This is a genomic window from Streptomyces nidicola, assembly GCF_050106155.1.
Taxonomy (GTDB): Bacteria; Actinomycetota; Actinomycetes; order Streptomycetales; family Streptomycetaceae; genus Streptomyces.
Map to the genome: position 1 here is coordinate 18,303 of NZ_JBNBPI010000001.1, position 16,475 is coordinate 34,777.

Genomic DNA, 16,475 nt, shown 5'->3' on the forward strand with positions numbered 1-16,475 from the left:
TTGGCGATGAACGCGAAGGCGGACACCTGGGTGCCGCTCAGTTCGGGCGAGCGCGCCGTGGCGTTGGAGGTGCTCACGCGTGGGCCGTTGTCGCGCAGTGAGCTCGCGCGGCGCCTCGATCTGTCGGCGGGCAGCCTCACTCGGCTGACCAAGCCACTGATCGAGTCGGGCTTGCTGGTCGAGGCACCGGAGGGCCCGCCGCGCCCGGAGTCCCGCCAGGGCCGACCCTCCCGCCCCCTGGACATCGTCGCCGAGTCCCGCACCTTCGCCGGATTCAAGATCACCGAGGACACGGTCTACGGCGTCGTCACCACGCTCAAAAGCGACATCGTCGCCTGCCGCGACGCGCCGCTCGCGAGCCGCGAACCGGATGAAGTCGTGGCAGCCATAGGCGAGTTGACCGACGCGTTCGCCCGTGACTTCCCTTCGCTGTGCGGCATCGGGATCGGGCTCGGCGGCCGCGCGCAGGACCGTGCGGTCGTCGACGAGTCGGCGTTCCTGGACTGGCAGGACGTGCCGCTCGCGCGGCTCGTGCGCGAGCGGACCGGGCTGCCGTCGGTCGTCGAGAACGATGTGAGCGCCCTCGTCGAGGCCGAGAGCTGGTTCGGGGCGGGCCGGGGACTGGACCGGTTCGCGGTGCTCACGATCGGGGCGGGGCTCGGGTACGGCCTGGTCAGCGGGGGCCGGCGGGTGGAGACCGCGGAGGACGGGCTCGGAGTGGGCCGCTTCTGGATCGTCGATCCGTCCGGCCCGCTCTCCGCCGACGGCCGGCGCGGCAGCGCCGTCTCCCTCCTGACGATCCCCAGCATCCGCGCCCAGGTACGGGCCGCCACGGGCGAGGACGCCACGTACGAGGAGATCCTCGCGCGGGCCGTCGAGGGTGAACCGCTCCCGGCCCGGGTGGTCGGCGAGGCGGCCCGCGCGCTCGGCACGCTCGTCGCGCAGATCGCGAACTTCGCGATGCCGCAGAAGATCCTGCTCGCCGGGGAGGGCGTCGGACTCGTCGACGTGGCGGCCCCCGCGATCGAGGAGGCGATCCGCGCGAACCGCCATCCGCGGGCCGACCCGGTCAATCTGGAGACCAAGGTCTCCGACTTCCACGACTGGGCGCGCGGCGGGGCCGTGCTGGCCATTCAGGTGCTGGTCCTCGGGACCGCCGATACGGGACCCGCCTCCCGTGCCGCCGCCGGGACACGGGTACCGTCACCCCGTTGAAGTCCGGCAAGATCCAAAAGGCGGTTACGCATGGCCGACGCGGCCCCCGGCGCCACAACATCCCCCGGTGTCACGGAAGTTGAGACCCACGGTGTCGAGCGGATTCCCAACGGGGACCGCACGGCCCGCCCCCTCGACCTGTTCCGTCTCGCCTTCGGCGGCGCCAACACCTTCGCCACGTGTGTGCTCGGCGCGTTCCCGATCCTGTTCGGCCTGTCCTTCTGGCAGGGGCTCGCCGCGACGGTCCTCGGTCTGGTGGCGGGCGCGCTGCTGCTGGCGCCGATGTCCGTGTTCGGGCCGGCCAACGGCACGAACAACGCGGTGTCCTCGTCTGCGCATCTGGGTGTGCACGGCCGTGTCGTCGGCTCTTTCCTGTCGCTGCTCACGGCGATCGCGTTCTTCTCGATCTCCGTGTGGTCGTCGGGCGACGCGCTGATCGGAGCGGCGCACCGGCTGGCCGGGCTGCCCGAGTCGGACCTCTCCTACGGTGTCGCGTACGCGGTGTTCGCGGGGCTGGTCCTGACGGTGTGCGTGTACGGGTTCCGGTTCATGCTGTTCGTGAACAAGATCGCGGTACTGGCCGCTTCGGCGCTGTTCGTGCTCGGTGTGTTCGCGTTCGCGGGGGACTTCGACCCCGGCTACACGGGTTCGTTCGCCTCCACGTCGACGCCGATGTTCTGGCCGTCGTTCATCGGCTCGGCGCTGATCGTGCTGTCCAACCCGGTGTCGTTCGGCGCGTTCCTCGGTGACTGGTCGCGCTACATCCCGGCCGCCACGCCGCGCGGGCGGGTCATGGGCGCGGCGTTCCTCTCGCAGATCGCGACCCTGCTGCCGTTCCTGTTCGGCCTCGCCTCCGCCTCGGTGATCGCCGCGAAGGCGGAGAAGTACCTGGATCCGGCGGCCCCGAACTACGTGGGCGGACTCCTGGCCATCTCCCCCGGTTGGTACTTCCTCCCCCTGTGTCTCATCGCGCTGATCGGTGGCATGGCGACGGGCACGACCGCGCTGTACGGCACGGGCCTCGACTTCTCCTCCGTGTTCCCCCGCTTCAGCCGGGTGCAGGCGACCGTCTTCATCGGTTCGCTGTCGATCGCGTTCATCTTCGTCGGCCGGTTCGCCCTGAACCTCGCCCAGTCGATCTCCACGTTCGCCACGCTCATCATCACGTGCACCGCGCCGTGGATGGTCGTCATGGCTCTCGGCTACGTGACCCGGCGCGGCTGGTACGACGCGGAGGCGCTCCAGGTCTTCAACCGGCGTCAGCGGGGCGGGCGTTACTGGTTCACGCACGGCTGGAACTGGCGTGGCCTCGCGGCGTGGCTGGTGTCGGCATGCCTGGCGCTGCTGTTCACGAATCTGCCGGGCCAGTTCGTCGGCCCGCTCGGCACGCTCGCGGGCGGCACGGACATCTCGCTCCCGGTCGGCCTCGCTCTGGCCGCCGTCGTCTATCTCGCCCTGCTGTTCCTCTTCCCCGAACCGCGCGCGGTGTACGGGCCGGACGGGCCGCGTCTGGTGCGCGCTTCGGACGCGGAGGTGCCGCCGATCACGGGGGACGAACCGGCCACGGCACCTACCGGCACCGTCTGAAGGCCGGGCCGACAGGCCCAAGCTCCGCTCCGCACAACCGAATTGAAGTGACGACACCCGGTGAAGGTCTCCCCATGGCATGATCGCGGGAGCCTTCCGGACCCGCTCCGAGGCCCGCGACGAATCCGAGGGGCCTCGGCGATCGAGCACACGCTGGAGTCAGCCATGACGGCACAGCCCTTCGAGAACCGCATCGACACGAGCAGACCCCACCCGGCCCGTGTCTACGACTGGCTGCTGGGCGGCAAGGACCACTACCCGGTCGACCAGGCGGTCGCGGAGAAGCTGCCGCCGGAGGCCCGCCACAACGCCCTGCGCAACCGCGCGTTCATGCACCGGGCCGCCGCATGGCTCGCCGGCAACGGCATCGACCAGTTCCTCGACATCGGCACGGGCATCCCGACCGAGCCCAATCTCCACCAGATCGTGCAGGGCATCGTGCCGACCGCCCGGGTCGCGTACGCGGACAACGACCCGATCGTGCTGCGGCACGCGGAGGCCCTGTTGGTGAGCGCTCCGGAAGGGGCCACCGACTACATCCAAGCGGATGTCCGCCGGCCCGATGTCATCCTCGACCACGCGCGCACATTCCTGGACTTCTCCCGTCCCGTCGCCCTGTCGATGATCGCGCTGATGCACTTCATCGGCGACGACGAGGACCCGTACGGCCTGACCAGGACACTCGTCGACGCGCTGCCGACAGGCAGTTACCTGGTGCTGTCGCACGGCACGACCGACGAGCACCCGCACCTGGTGAAGTCCGTGACCGACACGTACCGCAAGGGCGAGATCCCGCTGCGGATGCGCACGCGGGCCGAGGTCGAGCCGTTCTTCGAGGGCCTGGAGCTGGTGGAACCCGGACTGGTCACGGCGACCAGGTGGTACAAGTCGGGGCCCGCGCCCGCAGAGGAGCTGAGCGGGTTCTATGTCGGCGTCGCCCGCGTTCCGTAAACCACGCGGCGGCTGACAGTCCGTGAATCACGTGGCGCGCTGACAGGATGGCTTCGACAGAGGCCCGACCCCGTAGCGAAAGAGGCCGCCGTGGAAGAGCGTGAACTGGACCATCTGCGCCGGTGCGTGGAACTGGCCGCCGAGGCGTTGGACGCCGGTGACGAGCCCTTCGGCTCCGTGCTTGTGGACGGTGCGGGCAAGGTCAGGGCCGAGGACCGCAATCGGATCGCCGGTGGTGACTCGACGCGGCACCCCGAGTTCGAGCTCGCCCGCTGGGCGGCCGAACACCTCACCCCCGAGGAGCGTGCCACCGCGACCGTGTACACCTCCGGTGAGCACTGCCCCATGTGCTCGGCGGCGCACGCCTGGGTCGGGCTCGACCGGATCGTGTACGTGGCGTCCTCGGCGCAGCTGTCCGCGTGGCTGGCCGAGTGGGGGCGTCCCCAGGGCCCGGTGAACGCCCTGCCCGTGCAGGAGGTCGCCCCGTCGGTGAAGGTCGAGGGGCCGGTGGACGAGCTGGTGCCGGCCGTGAAGGAGCTGCACCGGCGGCTGGCGCAGGGCGCCTGAGGCCCGCCCCCGGGAGGCCTCAGGCGAGGCCCAGTTCGCGCTCCCCCAGCGGCGCGAAGTAGCGCTCCACGTCGGCGGGTCCGACCCCGGCCAGGGTCGCCGGGGACCAGCGGGGGTCGCGGTCCTTGTCGATGATCTGGGCGCGGATGCCCTCGGGCAGGTCGTGGGTGTCCAGGGCCGCGCAGCTCACTCGGTACTCCTGGTCGAGGACCTGCTCCAGCGAGTCGAGTCGGGCCGCGCGGCGCAGGGATTCGAGGGTCGCCTTCACAGCCATGGGTGACCGGGAGAGGATCAGGTCCGCCGCCTCCTTGGCGGCGACGTCGCCGGTGGCGAAGAGCCGCTCGACGATCTCCTCGACCGTGTCCGCGGCGTAGCAGTCGTCGATCCAGGACCGCTGCTCGGCGAGGACTCCGGGCGGAGCCTGCTCCGTGTGGCGCCCGACGACCTCGCCCGGCTCCGCCCCGGCCAGCTCACGCAACAGCTGGGGCAGCACCTCGGACGGTACGTAGTGGTCGGCGAGGCCGCACAGCAGCGCGTCGGCCGCGCCGACCGCCATGCCCGTGAGCGCGAGGTGGGTGCCGAGGTGTCCGGGCGCGCGCGTGAACAGGTACGTGCCGCCGACGTCGGGGACCAGGCCGATGCCGACCTCGGGCATCGCGACCTTCGAGCGTTCGGTGACGACACGGATGCCGCCGTGCGCGGACAGGCCGACGCCGCCGCCCATGACGATGCCGTCCATGACGGCGACGTAGGGCTTCGGGTAGTGCGCGATACGGGAGTTGAGCCGGTACTCGTCGCTCAGGAAGGCCGCCGACGCCCGGTGGTCACCGCTGCGCGCGTCGTCGTGGAAGAGCCGGATGTCGGCCCCCGCGCACAGGCCCCGCTTCCCCGCCCCCTGGAGCACGACGGTCCCGACGGCGGGGTCGTCCGCCCAGGTATCGAGGGCCTCCGCGAGGGATCGCAGCATGGCGTGGGTGAGCGAGTTCAGGGCCCGGGGCCGGTTCAGGGTGAGGTACGCGGCGCGTCCCTCCACGGCCCGCAGAACGGGGGCGTCGTCGGAGCTCAACGGTGGTTCCTTCCGGTGAAGATCACGGCAGGTCCATCTCTATCACCTGCGGCGGCGTGGCCGACGGGCCACAGAGGGGGGTTCCCGCAATTGGAATTGCGAGGTACGTTTATGCAATCGCACTTGCAGATTGCCTCTCTCTCAGAAAGCAACGCCCGTGCCTTCACCTCGCACCCCCAAGAACCCCGGCCAGGCCGACTGGCTGGGCGACGCCCTGCCCGACGTGCCGCTGTCCAAGGCCCAGACCCGCGTCGTCGACGTCATCGTGCGCAATCCGCAGCTCGCCTCGTACGCCGAGATCGCGCAGATCGCCGAGCGGGCGGACGTGAACAGCTCCACGGTGGTGCGGGCCGCGCAGACCCTGGGCTACCAGGGCTGGCCCGACCTGCAGAGGGAGCTGCGCGCACGGTACCTGGTGCAGATCTCCACCGAGGACACGCTCACGGAGCACGGCGAGCACCGCAGCCCGTTGCACGACGCGCTGACCCACGACCTCGAGAACCTGCGCCAGACCCTCGAGAGCAATTCCGCGACGGAGGCGGAGGCCGCCATCGCCGCGCTGGCCGGGGCCCGGTCGATCCTCGTCATCGGCGTCGGTTCCTTCTCGGGGCCCGCCACCGTGATGGCACACCTCGGCTCCACCATGGGCTACCCGATCACGCTGGAGAACCGGGCCGGTGTGCACCTGGCCTCGGCGGTGAACAACGTCGGGCCGGGTGATGTGCTCCTGGTCGTCAACATGTGGCGTTCCACGAAGCAGGTCATCGCCGCCGCGGAGTCCGCCCACGAGGCCGGGGCCACCGTCGTCGCGATCACCGACATGCGCCGCGGGCGGCTCGCCACCGCCATCGCCGACCACCTGCTGATCGTGCCGTCCGAAGGCATCTCGTTCTTCCAGTCCGTCACCGCCGCCACGTCGGTGGTCTACGGGCTGCTCGCCGGCATGCAGGAGGCGCGGCCCGAGCGCAGCCGCGCCGCGATCCGCCGCACCCAGCAGCTGTGGCGGGACCTGGACATCTATCTCGACTGACCCCCGATATCCCGACTGACACCCCGGGCGACGGGGGCGCCGCGCCTCTTGCCCCCTCCCTCGCGCAAGGAGCACAGATGAGCAAGCACATCGCCGTCGTCGGCCTCGGTTCGATGGGCGGTGCCATGGCCACAGCCCTGGTCGCGGCCGGCTGGCAGGTGCGCGGGTACGACCCCTCCCCCGCGGCGCGGGCCGCCGCCCAGGAGGCCGGTGTCGACGCCGTCGAGGCGCTCGAGCAGCTCGCCGGCACCCCGTACGTGGTGCTGTCGCTGCCCTCGGCCCAGGTCGTCGAGGCGAGCCTGCCCACCCTGCTGGACCGCCCGGGCACGGTGGCGGTGGTCGACACCACGACGTCGCAGCCCGACACCTCGGCCGCTTGTGCGGCGCTCGCGGCGGAGCGGGGTGTGTCGTTCGTCGACGCGCCCGTCTCCGGTGGCCGCACCGGCGCCGTCGCCGGTCGGCTGACCGCGTTCGTGGGCGCCGAGCCGGACGCCCTCGACGCGGCGCGGCCCGTCCTCGATGCCCTCACCGGCGGCCGGTTCCAGCACCTCGGCGGACCCGGCTCGGGCAACGTGGTCAAGCTGCTCAACAACATGCTGGCCGCGGTCAACCTGGTGGCGGTCGGCGAGGCGCTGGCCATCGCGAAGTCCTACGGCGTCGACCCGGCCGCCTCCGCCGCCGGGATCAGTGGCGCGTCCGGTGCCAGCAAGGCGTCCGCCGCCATGTATCCGGACTGGGTACTCAGCGGGACGTACGACTCCGGGTTCTCGCTCGGACTGATGGCGCGGGACGCCGCCCTGGCCGTCGAGACCGCGAAGCAGCGCGGTGAGACACCTCAGTTGCTGGCCGCCGCGAGCGAGCGGTGGCAGGAGGCCCTGGCCGAACTGGGCCCGGCCGCCGACTTCTCCGAGATAGCCCGCACCGTCGCACCGACCCTCACGCGTTAAGGACCGACGCACCATGAACACCACGACCTTCTCGATCGGCTCCGCGACCTCCGGTGCCGCCACCGCCCGCGCGGCGCTGGACGCCCACTTCCCGCAGGGACTCGGCTCGTTCGTCGACGGCCTGGTCGTTCCCGGCCGCGGCGAAGCCGTCCGCCTCACGTCCGCCGCCACCTCGGAGTGGGTGGCCGACTACGCCGACTCCGGTACGGAGGGCGCCGACGCTGTCCTCGCGAGCGCGGTGCGCGGCGCCGAGGTGTGGGCCGCCACCGACCCCTTCGAGCGTGCGGCGATCCTGCGCGAGGTCTCCCGCACCGTCGCCGAGCACGTCGAGGAACTCGCGGCGCTGGAGTCCGCCACCACCGGCAAGCCCATCCGTGACACCCGCGGCGAGGCGGCCAAGGTCGCCGAGATGTTCGGCTACTACGCGGGCTGGGCGGACAAGCTGCTCGGACACACCATCCCGGTCCCCGGCAACTGGCACACGTACACCGAGCGGGTCCCGTGGGGTGTCGTCGTGGCGATCACGCCGTGGAACGCGCCGCTGTTCACCGGGGGCTGGAACTCGGCGGCGCCGCTCGCCGCGGGCAACGCGGTCGTCGTCAAGCCCAGCGAGTTCACGCCCGCCTCCACCGTGCGCCTGGCGCAGCTGGCACACGAGGCCGGGCTGCCGGACGGTGTGTTCAACGTCGCCACGGGTCTGGGCTCCACGGTCGGCGCCACCCTCACCAGCGACGCGCGGGTCGGGAAGGTGTCCTTCATCGGCTCGGTGGGCACGGGGCGGCGGGTGGCCGTCGCGGCGGCGGCCGCGGGCATCCCGACCGTCCTCGAGCTCGGCGGCAAGAGCGCCAACATCGTGTTCGCCGACGCGGATCTGGACCGGGCGGCGGACGGCGCCGTGTCCGCGATCTTCTCCGGGGCCGGGCAGTCGTGTGTGGCCGGTTCGCGGCTGCTGGTGGAGCGGTCGGTGCACGCCGAGTTCGTGGCGCGTGTCGCGGAGCGGGCGGCCCGGCTGCGGGTCGGCGATCCGCTGGACCCGGGGACCGAGGTCGGCCCGATCATCACGGAGTCGCAGTTCGCCACGGTCACCTCGCTCGTCGAGGCGGGCATCGCGGGCGGCGCCCGCCGCGCCACGGCGGCGAGCCTGCCCACCCAGGTAACCAACTCCCCGCTCGCGGACGGGCGTTGGGTGCTGCCCACCGTTCTGGACGGGGTCAGCCCCGCCAATGTGCTGGAGACCACCGAGGTGTTCGGCCCGGTCGTCGGCGTCGACTCCTTCTTCACCGAGGCCGAGGCCATCGAGCGCGCCAACGCCACCACCTTCGGGCTCGCGGGCGCGGTGTGGACCCAGGACGTCGCGCGGGCCCACCATGTGGCCCGCTCCGTGAAGGCAGGTACCTTCTGGATCAACTCGTACAAGACGATCCACGTGGCCGTGCCCTTCGGCGGCTTCGGTGACTCCGGGCACGGCCGGTCCTCCGGCCCCGGCGTGCTGGACGAGTACACCCAGACCAAGGCCGTGTGGACGCCCACGCGTGCCGCCGGTTCCCCGTTCCCGTCGCTGAGCTACTGAGGAGACCTCCATGAGCCGGACACACACCGTCGCCGAGGGCGACCGACTCAAGAAGGACACCTCCGCCGGTGTCACCACATGGGAGGGACAGGTGCTGTCCCTGGCCCGTTCCCTGCACGCCCGTCCCGAGCTCTCATTCGAGGAGACCGAGTCCGCGGCGGCGATCACCGCGCTGCTCGCCGAGGGCGGGCTCACCGTCGAGCACGGCACGGGCGGACTGCCCACCGCGTTCACGGCGACCGCGGGCAGCGGCGACCTGACGGTGGCGCTGTGTGTCGAGTACGACGCGCTGCCCGAGGTCGGCCACGCCTGCGGGCACAATCTCATCGCCGGTGCGTCGGTGGCCGCGGCGCTTGCCCTGGCCCCGTACGCCGACGAGTTGGGCATCACGCTCAAGGCCATCGGCACACCGGCCGAGGAGCACGGTGGTGGCAAGTCGCTGCTCCTGGAGGCGGGCGCGTTCGACGGAGTCGGTCTGGCCCTGATGGTGCACCCGGTGCAGGACGGTGTCTCGTACAACCCGGCGGGGACCACCGCGCAGGCGGTCGGCCGCTACCGTGCCGTGTTCTCCGGCCGTGCCGCGCACGCGGCGGCCGCGCCCCACCAGGGTGTGAACGCCGCCGATGGTGCCACCATCGCGCAGGTCGCCATCGGGCTGCTGCGCCAGCAGATCCCCGGTGACCATCGCGTGGCGCTGTTCGTGTCCGAGGCCGGTGTGGCCACCAACATCATCCCCGAGCGGGCGGTCGTCGAATTCGAGTGCCGGGCGTTCACCCTGCCCGAGTACGAGGCGCTCCTCGCCCGCGTGCGGCGCTGCTTCGAGGGGGCCGCCCTGGCGAGCGGCACCGAGGTGGTGATCGAGGCGACGGAGCCGCTGTACGAACCGCTCGTCCAGGACGACGCGTTGGCCGGGTACTGGACGGCCGCGATGGAGTCGTTCGGGCGTGACACCACGTCCGGTGGCCGGCTCGGCGGCGGGTCGACCGACATGGGCAATGTCAGCCAGGTCATCCCGAGTCTGCACCCCTGGCTGAGCATCCCCGGGGCCGAAGTCCCCATCCACTCCCACGGGTTCACCGCGGTCGCCGACACCGACGCGGCGTACGAGCTGATGCTCGAGGCGGCCCGCGCGCTCGCCTGGACCGTCGTCGACGCGGCGGGCGATCCCGAGCAGCGTGCCCGGTTCGAGGGCGCCGCCTACCACCGTGACATCAGAAGGGCCGGGTGACGGCATGTCCACCCTCGTCAAGCCGAACGACCGCGGCACGCGGACCCGTCAGACGCTGCCCATCGCGGGGCTCGCCCTGGTGATCGCGCTGGTCGTGCAGTTCATCGGTGAACTCGACATCGACCTGGGCATCGGCTCCATCATCATCTTCCCCATGGTGTGGGGCCTGCTGCTGGGTCTGCTGGTGTCGATCCAGAAGTTCCGGCCCCTGGGCATCGATCTGCAGAAGGTGGCGGCCGCGCTCGTCGGCGTCGCGGTGATGATCCTGGTCGCCCGGCTGGCGTTCAACATCGGCCCCAGCCTGCCGACGCTCGCCGACGCCGGTCCCGCACTGCTGCTCCAGGAGATCGGGCATCTGCTCGGTACGGTCGCGATCGCGCTGCCGCTCGCCGTGCTGCTGCGCATGGGCAAGGCGACGGTGGGCGCCACGTTCTCGCTGGACCGCGAGCCGTCGTTCGCGATGGTCTCGGAGAAGTACGGTCCCGACTCGGATCAGTACCGCGGTGTGCTCGCCATGTACGTGTTCGGCACGATGTTCGGAGCGGTGTTCATCACGCTCCTGACCTCGCTGGTGTCGAACTGGAACATCTTCGACCCGCTGGCCCTGGCGATGGGCGCGGGTGTCGGCTCCGGGTCGATGATGGCCGCGTCCTCCGCCAGTATCGTGGCCGCCTATCCCGGCGACGAGCAGGCCATCCTGGGCATGGCCGCGGTCTCCAACCTGATCACGACGATCCTCGGTGTGTACGTCGGCATCTATCTGGCGCTGCCGCTGGCCGACCGCTTCTACCGTTTCCTGACACGCCGTGGGCGTACGGAGGCCGCAGAGGCCGAACCGGCCGAACCGCACGAGGATGAGCGGAGCGCGGCGGAGAACCGGGCCTTCCGCGAGCAGGTGGCCTCGGCGGCGGGCGAGATCAAGCTGCCGCTCTGGCTGTCGCTCGGTGTCCTGACGGTGCTCGGCATCGGCACCGCCTCCGTCGCGGCGGGGCACATCAGCCCCGACATCATCGGCGGTTACGCCGTGCTGCTGGCGCTGGTACTGGTCGGCCTCATCCTGGCCAAGGTCAGCCGGAAGATCTCGGCGATCGTATGGATCACCACCGTCGGCGCGTACGTGTCCAGCCCGTGGTTCTTCGCGTCGGACACGCTCAACCGCCTTGTGTCGTCGGTGGACTTCCTGTCCATCGCGACGATCATGCTGACGCTGGCGGGGCTCTCCCTCGGCAAGGATCTGCCGCTGCTGCGCCGCATCGGCTGGAAGATCGTCCCGGTCGGGCTCGTGGCCATCACCGCGTCGTTCCTGCTCTCGGTCGTCATCGCCGAGTTCACGCTCGGGGCGTGGGGCTAGGGTCCTTCCGACGGATCAGGGGCCGTCGTTCGGATCAGGTCCTGAGGACACCCCTCAGGACACCCCCGCGTGCTCCGCTCGGACAGGCCGCTCGTGCTCGGCGCGGGCGGCCTCGAGCAGTCGTCGCCACGAGGTGACGGTCGGTCGCCGGCGCAGCAGGGCGCGGCGCTCGCGCTCGGTCATCCCGCCCCAGACCCCGTGCTGGATACGCTGATCCAGCGCGTGGGCCAGGCATTCGGTCTTGATCACGCATCCGCCGCAGATGCGCTTGGCGCTGCTCTGCGCGGCCCCTTCGACGAACAACTCGTCGGGGTCCGTCGTGCGGCATGCGGCCTGATCCCACCTGGAAATCTGATCGTCGCGCACTTCTCCCGCCCCCTTCTCCGTATCGCCTCTCAGCGTAGTCGCGTCGTCACTTTAGGCCATACGTGCAGCTCGCGCACCCCACCCCCTCTGAACACACGGTCAATTGACGATCCGAAACGGACAAATGACGTGCCGTTACGAGCAGTTCGAGGGGGTGTGGTGACGCACACAGGACGGGATCGTGGCCGGACGCGACCGTGCGGCTCAGGCTTCCGTCGTCGCCCCCACGGGCTCGCGGCGCACGACGTCGACCAGGGAGCGGTCGGTGATCTTGAGGGCGGGTGAGACGGCGAGGGTCAGGGTCGACACGCTCATGAACGGGTTGAGGTGGCGCCAGCCCCAGTTCTCCAGCGCCGCGCGCACCGCGGCCGCCTGGTCGGCGACGTCCCCGGCCGGGCGGGCGGACAGCACACCGCCCACGGGCAGCGGCATCCGTGCCGCGATCGACTCGCCCCCGGGTCCGCCGACCACGGCGACGCCTCCTCCGTCCGCGACGACGGTCGCCGCGGCGGCGGCCATCGCGGCGCGGGAGGTGCCGATGGTCAGGAGGTTGTGACTGTCGTGGGCGTACGTGGAGGCGACGGCGCCGGCGGTCAGTTCGCGGCCGAGGAGGGGTGCGAAGACCGCGCCCTCGCGTCCGTAGCGGTTGCGCACGCGGACGAGGGTGGTGCGACCCTCCCACTGCACTTCGCCACCGTGGACCGGGAGTCGGATCTCCGCCGCCTCGGTGTAGGTGTCCCGCTCGTTGACCCGCATGGCGCGGAAGGTGTGCTCCCCGTCGGGCAGGTCGACGGTCCAGCGGAACGTGTCCGCGTCCTGCGCTTCGACGTCGAGGCGGCTGTCGAGCGGCGCGAAGGCCGGGGCCCCGGCGCCGGCCTCAGAGCGCACGGGCGCGCCGTCCCGGCCCACCACCAGACCACCGGACAGCACCAACGCCGGGTCGAACGAGGCGAGTTCGCCACGCAGCAGCACCAGGTCGGCGCGCTTGCCCGGCGACACGACGCCGCGGTCGTGGAGGCGGAGGCGCTGCGCCGGTGTCCACGTCAGGGCCTTCAGGACGACGTGCGCGGGGAATCCGGCGGCCACGGCGACCCGCGCGATGTGGTCGAGGTGTCCCTTGTCGACGATGTGGTCGGCGGCGAGGTCGTCGGTCACCAGGCACAGGGGCGGGAGCTGCGGCAGCGCGAGGAGTGCCTCGGCCACCTCCTCGTTGAGGCACTTCTCCTGGAGCATCATCGTCATGCCGAGGCGGGCCTTCTCCAGGACCACCTCGGTGCGGTTCTTGGTGTGGTCGGAGTCGACGCCAGTGGCCAGGTAGGCGCTGAGTTCGGCACCGGTCAGGTTCGGGCAGTGGCCGTCGAGGATCACGTCCTGGGCGCGGGCGGCGGCGGTGATCTCGTGCATGCGGCGGTCGCCCGCGACCACGGCCCGGTAGTCCATGACCTCGCCGAGCGCGATCACTCCGGGCCAGCGCAGCATCTCCGCGATGTCGTCGGCGGACAGCGCGGCGCCGGCGTGTTCCAGGCCCTCCAGGGCGGGCACGCACGACGGGACGCCCCACAGCTGGGTCTGGGCGGTCTCCCGGCCGGCGTCGATCATCCAGCGCATGGCGTCGCGCCCGGCGACGTTGACGATCTCGTGCGGGTCGGCGAGCACGGTCGTCGTGCCGCGCGCGAGCGTCACCGCGGCGAACTCCTGCGGCGTCAGGAACGCGCTCTCGATGTGCATGTGCGCGTCGACGAAGCCGGGGACGACGAGCATGCCGGTCGCGTCGATCTCCTCGCGGGCGTCGGCCGGGGTGCCCGGCGGCAGCACCGCGCTGATCGTCTCGCCTCGTACGAGGACGTCCGCGGCGAACTCCTCGCCGGTGAAGGTGGACACCACGCGCCCGCCGCTGATCCGGAGGTCGTGCTGCTCACTCATGGGGTCGTGCTCCTTCAGAAAGGGGTCGTCACAGGGGCGGGGCGCCGTCACGGGACGAGTGTGTAGAAGTAGTAGCCCAGCGGGACCATGACGATCCACAGTGGCCAGGGCACCTCACGGACCCGGCCGCTGACGGTCTTGACCAGGACGTGGGCCGCGAGCCCGACCGCGATACCGGTGCCGAAGTTGCCGAAGAACAGCGTGGTCGCGACGGTGAGGGCCGCCGGGATCGCGTTGGTCGGATCCTTGAAGTCGACGTTCTTGAGGGCGCCGAGCATGTTCAGGCCGATGTAGATCAGCACGGGCGCGGTGGCCGCCGAGGGGATCAGCGTCGCGAACGGCGTGACGAGCAGCAGCAGTCCGAAGCCGCACGCCGCCCACACGGAGGCGAGGCCGGTCTTGCCTCCCGCGTCGGCCGCGGCCGACGACTCCAGGTAGGCCGTCATCGACGGGGCACCGACGGCCGAACCGCCCATCACCGACACCGAGTCGACGAGGAAGGGGCGGCGGGAGCCGGGGATGTTGCCGTCCTTGTCGAGCAGCCCGGCGCGCCCCGAGACGGCGAGGAGGGTGCCGGTCATGGAGAAGAACTCGGACACGAAGAAGGCGAAGATGTACGGGAAGTACTCCGGCTTGAGCGCCCCGAAAATGTCGATGTGGAAGAGCAGCGGCCCGGGCGAGTCGGGGGCGGCGAAGAGGCTGTCGGGGACGTCCGTGACCCCGAGGGGGATGCCGACGATCGTGACGGCCGCGATGGTGATGAGGAACGCGCCGGGCACCTTGCGCGCGGCGAGCGCGGTGAGCAGCAGCAGGCCGGCAAGCGCGAGCAGCCCGGCGGGCTTCGACAGGTCGCCGACGGCGAGGGCGGCCTTGTCGGCGTTGCCGACGACGAGGTCGGCGTCGCGGAAGCCGATGAGGGCGATGTAGAGGCCGAGCCCGCCGCTGATGGCGTACTTGAGGTTCATCGGCATCAGGCGCGTGACGAGGTCACGGATGCCGAGCAGGGTCAGCACCAGGAAGGCGACGCCGGACCAGAACACCATGCCGAGCGCCGTGTCCCACGGGACGTGGTCCTGGCCGACGATGGTGAAGGCGATCAGCGCCACGCCGCCGAGGCCGGGCGCGACGACGAACGGCAGGTTGGCGATGAGGCCCATGGCCAGGGTCGCCAGCGCGATGGCGATGATGACGGCGGTGGTCGCGGCGCCGTGCGGCACGCCCGCGCCCGCCAGTTGGCCGGGGACCACGACGACGGCGTAGGCGGCGGCCATGAACATCGAGGCGCCGGCGACGAGTTCCGTGCGCGGGGTGCTGCCGCGGCCACGGACGCGGAATAGGCGCTCGACGAGCGACGCGGACTCGGGGGCGGCGTCGGCCTGCTCGCCGGACGGCGGAGCGGTGGTGGACATGGGGACCTCGGCGGGATGAAGGGTGGGCAGGGGGCTGCGGCGACGTCGGCGCGAGGAGTGCGCAGGGCGTGCGGGCACCCGGCTGGGTACGGTCTCTGCAACCGGCCTCTGCAACCGGTTGCAGAGACCGGTTGCAGGTATCATGACACGGCATAAAGGGAAAGTGAACAGCGGCCCGGAGAGAACCTCGTGACACCGGGCCGGACACCTCGGTCGGGGCTACCGATCAGGACGGCGAGCAGGGGGCAGCAGTGGCGACGCTCATGGACGTGGCGCACGCGGCGGGGGTGTCGAAGGCCACCGCCTCGCGGGCGTTGCAGCGCCCCGACATGGTCGCGGAGGGGACACGCCTTCGGGTGCGGGAGGCCGCCGACCGGCTCGGTTTCCAGCCCAACGCCGCGGCCCGCGCCCTGACCACGGGCCGCACGGGACTGGTCGGCCTGATCGTGCCGACGCTCTCCAACCCCTTCTTCGCTCCCCTGGTCATCGGCGCGCAGCAGGCGGCGGAGGACACCGAGAGCCATCTGCTCATCGCCGTGTCCGAGTACGACGCGGAGCGCGAGGCCGCGCTCGCCGACCGGCTGTCCGAGCAGGCCGACGGGCTGATCATGGTGACTCCGGTGGGCACGGACGCGGCGCTGCGCGAGCGGTTCAAGCGCCGGCCGCTGGTGCTCGTCGACCGTCAGGTCGGGCGGCTGCCCGCCGTCGTCGCCGACACCGCGGCGGGCCTGGCCGAACTCCTCGGCCATCTGCTGGACCTCGGCCACCGCGAGATCGCGTACGTGTCCGGGCCCGCGGGCTCCTGGGCGGACGAGCAGCGGCGCGCGGCGCTCACCGCGCAGGCTTCCGAGGCGGGCGCCCGCGTCCATGTGCTGGGCCCGCTGCCGCCCACGTTCGACGCGGGCATCGAGGCCTCGCGCGCGTTGCCCGGCGCCGCCACGGCCGTTCTCGCGTACAACAGCTATCTCGCGCTGGGCCTGCTGCACGGGCTCGGCACGACCGGGCGGCGCGTTCCCGAGGACATCAGCCTGGCGGCGGCCGACGACCTGAGCACGCTCGGGGCGACGACTCCGCCGGTGACCGCGCTGGACGTGCCGTTGCGGGAGGTCGGCACGCTCGCCGTCACCCGTCTCCATGAACTGATCGGCGGGCAGCGGCGCACGGTGACGTCCCGGGTGCCCGCGGCGCCGGTGCTCCGCGCGTCGACGGCGGCGCCGCGGGTGTCCTGACGGGGGCCGCTGCGGGCGCCCCGAAGAGGTGGTGTC

Annotated in this window: 14 protein-coding genes; 10 read left to right on the forward strand and 4 right to left on the reverse strand. The window is 71.6% G+C overall.

The genetic code is table 11. The features are described 5' to 3' along the window. Positions 1–6: 6 nt before the first annotated feature. From ACOKM3_RS00100 to ACOKM3_RS00115, 4 genes are all read left to right on the forward strand, one after another. Positions 7–1,215 (forward strand): ROK family transcriptional regulator, encoded by a 1,209-nt coding sequence (locus ACOKM3_RS00100; protein WP_426895581.1) that lies wholly within the window; start codon positions 7–9, stop codon positions 1,213–1,215. 30 nt (positions 1,216–1,245) lie between these two features. Further along, positions 1,246–2,802, forward strand: a complete 1,557-nt coding sequence (locus ACOKM3_RS00105; RefSeq protein WP_426895583.1) for a purine-cytosine permease family protein — start codon at positions 1,246–1,248, stop codon at positions 2,800–2,802. Positions 2,803–2,967: 165 nt separating this feature from the next. Further along, positions 2,968–3,753, forward strand: a complete 786-nt coding sequence (locus ACOKM3_RS00110) for an SAM-dependent methyltransferase (protein WP_426895585.1) — start codon at positions 2,968–2,970, stop codon at positions 3,751–3,753. Positions 3,754–3,843: 90 nt separating this feature from the next. Next, positions 3,844–4,320, forward strand: coding sequence for a nucleoside deaminase (locus tag ACOKM3_RS00115; RefSeq protein ID WP_426895587.1), 477 nt, complete (start codon positions 3,844–3,846; stop codon positions 4,318–4,320). Positions 4,321–4,339: 19 nt separating this feature from the next. Here ACOKM3_RS00115 and ACOKM3_RS00120 read toward each other — a convergent pair whose 3' ends face one another. Continuing rightward, positions 4,340–5,386, reverse strand: coding sequence for an enoyl-CoA hydratase/isomerase family protein (locus ACOKM3_RS00120; protein ID WP_426895589.1), 1,047 nt, complete (start codon positions 5,384–5,386; stop codon positions 4,340–4,342). A gap of 157 nt (positions 5,387–5,543) precedes the next feature. Between ACOKM3_RS00120 and ACOKM3_RS00125 the strand changes: the two genes are divergently transcribed. From ACOKM3_RS00125 to ACOKM3_RS00145, 5 genes are all read left to right on the forward strand, one after another. Further along, complete coding sequence (locus ACOKM3_RS00125; protein ID WP_426895591.1) at positions 5,544–6,416, forward strand: MurR/RpiR family transcriptional regulator; 873 nt, start codon at positions 5,544–5,546, stop codon at positions 6,414–6,416. 77 nt (positions 6,417–6,493) lie between these two features. Beyond that, the gene (locus ACOKM3_RS00130) at positions 6,494–7,363 is read left to right on the forward strand and encodes an NAD(P)-dependent oxidoreductase (protein WP_426895593.1); all 870 of its coding nucleotides are present in this window, start codon (positions 6,494–6,496) and stop codon (positions 7,361–7,363) included. 13 nt (positions 7,364–7,376) lie between these two features. Next, positions 7,377–8,933 (forward strand): aldehyde dehydrogenase family protein, encoded by a 1,557-nt coding sequence (locus ACOKM3_RS00135; RefSeq protein WP_426895595.1) that lies wholly within the window; start codon positions 7,377–7,379, stop codon positions 8,931–8,933. A gap of 10 nt (positions 8,934–8,943) precedes the next feature. Next, positions 8,944–10,161, forward strand: a complete 1,218-nt coding sequence (locus ACOKM3_RS00140) for a M20 family metallopeptidase (protein WP_426895597.1) — start codon at positions 8,944–8,946, stop codon at positions 10,159–10,161. A gap of 4 nt (positions 10,162–10,165) precedes the next feature. Beyond that, complete coding sequence (locus tag ACOKM3_RS00145; RefSeq protein ID WP_426895599.1) at positions 10,166–11,512, forward strand: DUF3100 domain-containing protein; 1,347 nt, start codon at positions 10,166–10,168, stop codon at positions 11,510–11,512. 54 nt (positions 11,513–11,566) lie between these two features. Here the strand turns inward: ACOKM3_RS00145 and ACOKM3_RS00150 are convergent, their stop codons facing one another. From ACOKM3_RS00150 to ACOKM3_RS00160, 3 genes are all read right to left on the reverse strand, one after another. Continuing rightward, positions 11,567–11,911 (reverse strand): WhiB family transcriptional regulator, encoded by a 345-nt coding sequence (locus tag ACOKM3_RS00150; protein ID WP_426906650.1) that lies wholly within the window; start codon positions 11,909–11,911, stop codon positions 11,567–11,569. Positions 11,912–12,082: 171 nt separating this feature from the next. Continuing rightward, positions 12,083–13,801, reverse strand: a complete 1,719-nt coding sequence (locus ACOKM3_RS00155; RefSeq protein ID WP_426895601.1) for an adenine deaminase C-terminal domain-containing protein — start codon at positions 13,799–13,801, stop codon at positions 12,083–12,085. A 47-nt stretch (positions 13,802–13,848) separates the two neighbouring features. Then, positions 13,849–15,210 carry an NCS2 family permease gene (locus ACOKM3_RS00160; protein ID WP_426895603.1) on the reverse strand — a complete coding sequence of 454 codons (1,362 nt, stop codon included), beginning with the start codon at positions 15,208–15,210 and terminating at the stop codon, positions 13,849–13,851. 251 nt (positions 15,211–15,461) lie between these two features. Between ACOKM3_RS00160 and ACOKM3_RS00165 the strand changes: the two genes are divergently transcribed. Then, positions 15,462–16,439, forward strand: coding sequence for a LacI family DNA-binding transcriptional regulator (locus ACOKM3_RS00165; RefSeq protein ID WP_426895605.1), 978 nt, complete (start codon positions 15,462–15,464; stop codon positions 16,437–16,439). Positions 16,440–16,475: the final 36 nt, after the last annotated feature.

Excerpts from the sequence above, each read along its gene's own strand:
- ACOKM3_RS00100 (WP_426895581.1), top strand. The coding sequence starts at position 7 with ATGAACGCGAAGGCGGACACCTGGGTGCCGCTCAGTTCGGGCGAGCGC.
- ACOKM3_RS00105 (WP_426895583.1), top strand. The coding sequence starts at position 1,246 with ATGGCCGACGCGGCCCCCGGCGCCACAACATCCCCCGGTGTCACGGAA.
- ACOKM3_RS00110 (WP_426895585.1), top strand. The coding sequence starts at position 2,968 with ATGACGGCACAGCCCTTCGAGAACCGCATCGACACGAGCAGACCCCAC.
- ACOKM3_RS00130 (WP_426895593.1), top strand. The coding sequence starts at position 6,494 with ATGAGCAAGCACATCGCCGTCGTCGGCCTCGGTTCGATGGGCGGTGCC.
- ACOKM3_RS00135 (WP_426895595.1), top strand. The coding sequence starts at position 7,377 with ATGAACACCACGACCTTCTCGATCGGCTCCGCGACCTCCGGTGCCGCC.
- ACOKM3_RS00140 (WP_426895597.1), top strand. The coding sequence starts at position 8,944 with ATGAGCCGGACACACACCGTCGCCGAGGGCGACCGACTCAAGAAGGAC.
- ACOKM3_RS00145 (WP_426895599.1), top strand. The coding sequence starts at position 10,166 with ATGTCCACCCTCGTCAAGCCGAACGACCGCGGCACGCGGACCCGTCAG.
- ACOKM3_RS00155 (WP_426895601.1), bottom strand. The coding sequence starts at position 13,801 with ATGAGTGAGCAGCACGACCTCCGGATCAGCGGCGGGCGCGTGGTGTCC.
- ACOKM3_RS00160 (WP_426895603.1), bottom strand. The coding sequence starts at position 15,210 with ATGTCCACCACCGCTCCGCCGTCCGGCGAGCAGGCCGACGCCGCCCCC.